Origin of the sequence: Streptomyces colwelliae (genome assembly GCF_048158785.1) — a bacterium.
Lineage (GTDB): Bacteria > Actinomycetota > Actinomycetes > Streptomycetales > Streptomycetaceae > Streptomyces.
Map to the genome: position 1 here is coordinate 1 of NZ_JBLTJC010000527.1, position 5,790 is coordinate 5,790.

Below are 5,790 nucleotides of genomic sequence, written 5' to 3' on the forward strand. Positions count from 1 at the left end.
CCCCTCGCCCTCGCACCCGAATCGGTCCAGTCCCCCGAATTGGCCTTGGCCCGCGGCTCCACACGGCCTCTAGCGTCAAGGCATGCGGATTCGAATCGTCGACGCCTTCACCGACCGTCCCTTCGCCGGCAACCCGGCCGGGGTGCTGCTCCTCGACGCCTTCCCGGCGGACGACCGGCTTCAGAAGATCGCGTCGGAGGTGAATCACGCGGAGACGGCGTTCGCGCACCCGCTGCCCGAAGGCGGGGACGCCGACTGGGCGTTGCGGTGGTTCACGCCGGCGACCGAGGTCGCGATGTGCGGGCACGCGACCCTCGCCACGGCCCATGTGCTGCACACCAGCGGCGCCCACGAGGGAACCGTGCGGTTCGCCACGCGGAGCGGGGTGCTCAGCGCCACGCCCGGGGACGACGGGTCCATCACCCTGGACTTCCCGACCGCCCCGCTCACGCGCGTCGAGATCCCGGACGGTGTCGCCGAGGCTCTGGGCGCCGAACCGCTCTCCGCCTTCGATACCGGACCGAACATCGGCGACCTCGTGGTCGAACTCGCCGACGAGAAGACCGTCGTGGGACTCGCCCCGGACCACAAGGCCCTCGCCGCCCACTCCGAGCGCGGCATCATCGCCACCGCCCGTGCCGAAGACCCCTCCCGGGGCTACGACTTCGTCTCGCGGTGCTTCTTCCCGAACGTCGGGATCGACGAGGACCCGGTCACCGGCAGCGCGCACACGGCCCTGGCTCCCTACTGGTCCGAGCGTCTCGGGGGCACGGTCCTCACCGGGCTACAGGCCTCACCCCGCTCCGGGCGCGTCCGTACCGAACTGCGGGGCGACCGGACCCTGTTGACCGGACGCGCGGTCACGGTCATCGACGGCGAGCTGCTCGCCTGAGCCTAAGGAGACCTGACCCGCCGCCTCAGGAGACCTGACCCGCCGATCCTCAAGAGGCCCGCCCCGCACGCGACTTGCGCGGCCTACGCCGTAGGCAGCCAGCCCACCTTGCCCGCCAGCAGCGCGTAACCGACGAACGCCCCGATGTCGAGCAGGGAATGCGCCACCACCAGGGGACCCACGCGCCCCCAACGCCGGTACAGGTACACGAAGACCACGCCCATCACCATGTTGCCGACGAAGCCGCCGATGCCCTGGTAGAGGTGGTAGCTACCGCGCAGTACGGAACTGGCCACCAGCGCGGTGCCCGGCGTCCAGCCCAACTGACCCAGCCTGCGCAGCAGATAGCCGACGACGATGACCTCTTCGAGGATCGCGTTCTGCATCGCGGAGAGGATCAGGACCGGGTACTTCCACCAGACGTCGGGCAGCGCCTCCGGCACCACCGTGAGGTTGAACCCGAGGCCGCGGGCCGCCAGGTAGAAGGCGATTCCGGTGCTGCCGATGACCGCCGCGATCGCCGCCCCGCGGCCGAGGTCGGGCCAGGGGCGGGTGCGGTCGAAGCCGATCGTGCGCAGGCTCTCGCCCTCCCTCAGGAGGAAGTGCGCGACGAGCGCGACGGGGACGAGCGCCGACGCGATGCCGAACAACTGCCAGGCGAGATCGAGCCACGGACGGCCCGGCGCGGCCGAGGCGTTGAGGGTGGCCGCCTGGTCCTTGAGGCCTCCCGGTTTCGTGACCGATCCGACAAAACTGATCAGGGCGGACACACCACTCGCACCGAGCGAAAGCCCCAGAACGAGCAGCGCCTCGGACCGGAGAATCCGCCGCGTGGGCCGCTCCAGCGGAAAAGTTTCGGCCACCTGCCCTGCCTCCACCTGCACACCTGCCTTCAGTTCGGAAATCCCGCCTCATGCCCATCTTCACCCCGCTAGGGTCTCGAAAGAACTTACGAAGATCGTGCGCGACAGGCCGTTGGGGGGACGGACGCGGTACGGGGCTCACCTCCCCCATGTCTGGCATACGGCCGCACACCGGCACGTGGTTCAACAGGGAGGGGCACCACCGTCATGGGACGTCACAGCTTGCCCGATCAGTACGGGGCGGGCGGCAGCGACCCCCGCCCTCGTGCGCGCCGCCGTACGGTGGCCATCGCCACGGTCCTCGTGCTGACCGTCGCCGGCGGTACCGCCGTGGCCGTGCAGAGCGGGTTGCTCTCCTTCGGTTCCTCCTGCAAGAAGGACGCCGTACGGCTGAAACTCGCCGCCTCCCCCGATATGACTCCCGCCCTGCGCGCGGCGGCCGGAAAGGCCCGTGACGAGGGCGTCACGTCCGACGGGCAGTGTCTGAACATCTCGGTGACCGCCCAGGAGTCGTACAAGTTCGCGGACACGCTCAAAGCGGGCAAGCACCCGGACGTACAGGTGTGGGTGCCCGACTCGGAGCTGTGGGTGAACGAGGTCACGTCGGCCGCCGACGCCGACGCGACGGAGGTGACTCCCGCGGGCAACGTCGCCTCGACACCGGTCGCGGTGGCGATGGTCCCGGCCGCCGCGAAGTCGCTCGGGTGGCCGCAGAAGACGTACAGCTGGCTGGACCTGGCCGGTGCCACCCTCCAGGACGACTCGCTGCGACTGGGCGCGGCCGACCCGGCGCGCAGCGCGACGGGACTGCTGGCGCTCACGCAGCTGAGCACGGCCGCCGCGAAGGTCAAGGGCGGGGCCACACAGGCCGCGGCGATGATGAAGACACTGTCGCAACGGACCTCGGACACCGACAGCCAGGTCCTGGACACCCTGCCGCGCAACTCGTCCGGCACCGAGCAGGGCAACCCGAAGCGCAACCAGGCGCTGGTCCTCAGCGAGCAGTCGGCGTTCGCGTACAACGCCTCGGCGGACAGCGACGGGAGCCTGGATCTCTTCTACCCGAAGGACGGCTCCCCGCGGCTCGACTACCCGTACAACCTGGTCGACCAGGAGCGGCTGACCACGGACCAGAGCCGGGCCGCGATCCGGTTCGTGACCTATCTGAGCCAGCCGGCGCAGCAGAAGCTGATGGAGAAGTACGGCTTCCGGACGGATGACGATGCCGCGCCGAAGGCCGTGGTCGCCAAGGCGGGTGGTGTCAGTCCGCAGCCGTACACCGTTGCGGCGCCCGAGCCGGCCTCCGACGCGGCGCTCCAAGAGGCCCTGGGTACCTGGACGATCACGGTGCAGAGCGCGCGGATCACCACGGTCGTCGACGCGTCCGCCTCGATGGCGGAGAAGGTGCCGGGGACCGGGCAGTCACGGATGGACGTCACCAAGGGCTCGCTGCTCCAGGCGCTGGCCACGTTCACGCCCGAGGACGAGATCGGGCTGTGGGAGTTCTCCACGAAGCTCGACGGCGACAAGGACTACCGCGTCCTGGTGCCGACCGAGCGGCTCGGCGACCGCACGGGCGACGGCACCCAACGGGACGCCCTGTCGGCGGCGTTCGGCTCGCTGAAGCCGGTGCCGAACGGCGCGACCGGGCTCTACGACACCACACTCGCCGCGTACAAGGCGGCCACGTCCTCTTATGTGAAGGGGAAGTTCAACGCGCTGGTCATTCTCACCGACGGGGTCAACCAGGACCCGGGCAGCATCTCCCGCTCCACGCTCGTCAAGCAGTTGCAGCAACTCGCCAGCCCCGAGCGGCCGGTGCCGCTCATCATGATCGCGGTGGGCCCGGACGCCGACACGGAGGAGGCCCGCCAGATCGCCGGGGCGACCGGCGGTTCGGGCCACGAGGTGAGCGACCCGGCCCAGATCCAGTCGGTGATCCTCCAGGCCATCGTGGCGGCGGGCGCGTCGGGCGCCTCCGCCGACGCGGGCTGAGACAGCGGCAGTTGACCCATCTCGACCAACGCGCGCCGAAACAGCCGCAGTTCACCCCAGCGGCACCGGCTCCGGCAGTCCCACCGGCCAGGTGTGGACCGGCTCCCCGAGGTGCATCAACTCGCTGTAGCGGCGGGTGGTGGCGGCCAGCGCGGCTTCCCGGGTGAGGCCCTGTTCCAGGGCGCGGTGGAAGGTGGCGGACTGCCAGGTCGCGCCGTTGGCCCGGCGGCGGCAGCGCTCGTCGATCACGCCCAAGTACAGGTCCCGGTCGGCCGGTTCGACCCCCCACGCGTCCAGGCCGGCCTCCGCGAGCGGCAGCAGTTCGTCGCGTACGAGGGACACCGCGTCGATCTCGGTGGTGCCGCCGAGGCGTCCGCGCCGGGGCCAGAGAAGGCGGGCGTCGATGCCGTGGCGGCACGCGGTGTCGAAGTTGGCCGCGGCCGCCTCGAAGGGCAGCCGGGTCCACACCGGCCGCGACTCCTCGGCGAGGGCGCGGACGACGCCGTAGTAGAACGCGGTGTTGGCGATGACGTCGGTGACGGTGGGGCCGGCCGGCAGGACGCGGTTCTCGACGCGCAGGTGCGGGACGCCGTCGGCGATGCCGTAGACCGGGCGGTTCCAGCGGTACACCGTGCCGTTGTGCAGGACGAGTTCGGCGAGGGTGGGGATGCCGCCCGTGTCGAGGACGTCGAGGGGTTCCTCGTCGTCGTGGATCGGGAGGAGAGGGGGGAAGTAGCGCAGGTTCTCCTCGAAGAGGTCGTACGCGGAGGTGACCCAGCGTTCGCCGAACCAGGTGCGGGGGCGGACGCCCTGGGCCTGGAGTTCGGGCGGGCGGGTGTCGGTGGCCTGCTGGAACAGCGGGGGCCGGGACTCGTGCCACAGCTCACGGCCGAACAGGAAGGGCGAGTTGGCGCCCACGGCGACCTGGACGGCGGCGACGGCCTGGGCCGCGTTCCACACGTCGGCGAAGCGGTCCGGGGTGACCTGGAGGTGCAACTGCACGGAGGTGCACGCGGCTTCGGGCGCGATGGAGCCCGAGGTGCAGGTGAGGTGCTCGACGCCGTCGATGTCGAGGACGAAATCCTCGCCGCGGGCGGCCACGATCTGGTCGTTGAGCAGGGTGTAGCGGTCGACCGCGGAGAGGTTCGAGGAGACCAGGTCGTCCCGGTCGAGCGTCGGCAGAATGCCGATCATCAGTATTCCGGCGTCGACCTCGCCCGCTTTCCGATGGGCATATGCCAGCGATGTACGGATCTCCTCCGCGAGCCGGTCGAATACCCGGCCGTCCAATCGGTGTGGGGCGATGTTGACTTCCAGATTGAACATGGCGAGTTCTGTTTGGAAATCTCGGCTCGCGATGCGCTCGAGGACCTCTCCATTCAGCATTTTCGGCATGCCGTCGGAGCCGACGAGGTTCAGTTCGATCTCCAGCCCCATGAGGTTCTTGGGGCGGTCGAACCGCTTCTCGGCCAGCAGCCGCTCCAGCCCCGTCAGGCAGCGCCGCAGCTTGGCGCGGTAGCGCTGGCGGTCGGCCAGCTCGAACGGCCCGGCCACGACCTTCTCGCCCATCGAAGCGTCACCTCCTCGTCCCACTCGTCCCTGGGTCAGGAAGGATGATGCCCAGACCTGGCGATCGATAACGTCCCGGAGGGGCCCGGCGCCCGCTACTCTGGTCGAACGTGACCCGCGGCACATTCACGAGGCATGCGGCAGCGAGCAGTTCCCGCACAATGAAGACCTCGTGAAAAACGCCGACGAGAATTGGCCGACCCCATCGGTGCCATATCCCGAGGTCATCGCCGTAGGGCCCGTTCGGAACCGGGATGATTCCCGTGAATCGCTGGCCTAATAGGTCCTTGTTGTTCATACGGGAAACGGTTAGACGAAACATCGTCTGAACCCGTGTCGTATAAACTCCGCGGACAAGGCAGAAGGTTGGCGCCCCGGTCCTGGAACCTGCCGTCGAGGTGACGTGCGGCAGGCCGCACCCATGTTCACGGAACCTGACCCGGCCTCCCTGACCCCGAGAGCTGACAGCGC

Annotated in this window: 4 protein-coding genes; 2 read left to right on the forward strand and 2 right to left on the reverse strand. The window is 69.6% G+C overall.

The window, feature by feature from the left end:
- The first annotated feature begins 82 nt into the window (after positions 1 to 82).
- Positions 83 to 892, forward strand: coding sequence for a PhzF family protein (locus ACNFOC_RS49770; RefSeq protein ID WP_416965604.1), 810 nt, complete (start codon positions 83 to 85; stop codon positions 890 to 892).
- Positions 893 to 975: 83 nt separating this feature from the next.
- On the opposite strand, the gene ACNFOC_RS49775 is transcribed toward ACNFOC_RS49770, so the two are convergent.
- Positions 976 to 1,776 (reverse strand): CPBP family intramembrane glutamic endopeptidase, encoded by an 801-nt coding sequence (locus ACNFOC_RS49775; protein WP_317883348.1) that lies wholly within the window; start codon positions 1,774 to 1,776, stop codon positions 976 to 978.
- A 186-nt stretch (positions 1,777 to 1,962) separates the two neighbouring features.
- On the opposite strand from ACNFOC_RS49775, the gene ACNFOC_RS49780 reads away from it, so the two are divergent.
- Positions 1,963 to 3,750 (forward strand): substrate-binding domain-containing protein, encoded by a 1,788-nt coding sequence (locus tag ACNFOC_RS49780; protein WP_416965605.1) that lies wholly within the window; start codon positions 1,963 to 1,965, stop codon positions 3,748 to 3,750.
- Positions 3,751 to 3,801: 51 nt separating this feature from the next.
- Here ACNFOC_RS49780 and ACNFOC_RS49785 read toward each other — a convergent pair whose 3' ends face one another.
- A complete protein-coding gene (locus ACNFOC_RS49785) occupies positions 3,802 to 5,319 on the reverse strand; it encodes a glutamate-cysteine ligase family protein (protein ID WP_416965606.1) in 1,518 nt (505 codons plus the stop codon).
- Positions 5,320 to 5,790 lie beyond the last annotated feature (471 nt).

Coding starts and splice junctions, on each gene's coding strand:
- ACNFOC_RS49770 (WP_416965604.1), top strand. CDS start 83: ATGCGGATTCGAATCGTCGACGCCTTCACCGACCGTCCCTTCGCCGGC.
- ACNFOC_RS49780 (WP_416965605.1), top strand. CDS start 1,963: ATGGGACGTCACAGCTTGCCCGATCAGTACGGGGCGGGCGGCAGCGAC.
- ACNFOC_RS49785 (WP_416965606.1), bottom strand. CDS start 5,319: ATGGGCGAGAAGGTCGTGGCCGGGCCGTTCGAGCTGGCCGACCGCCAG.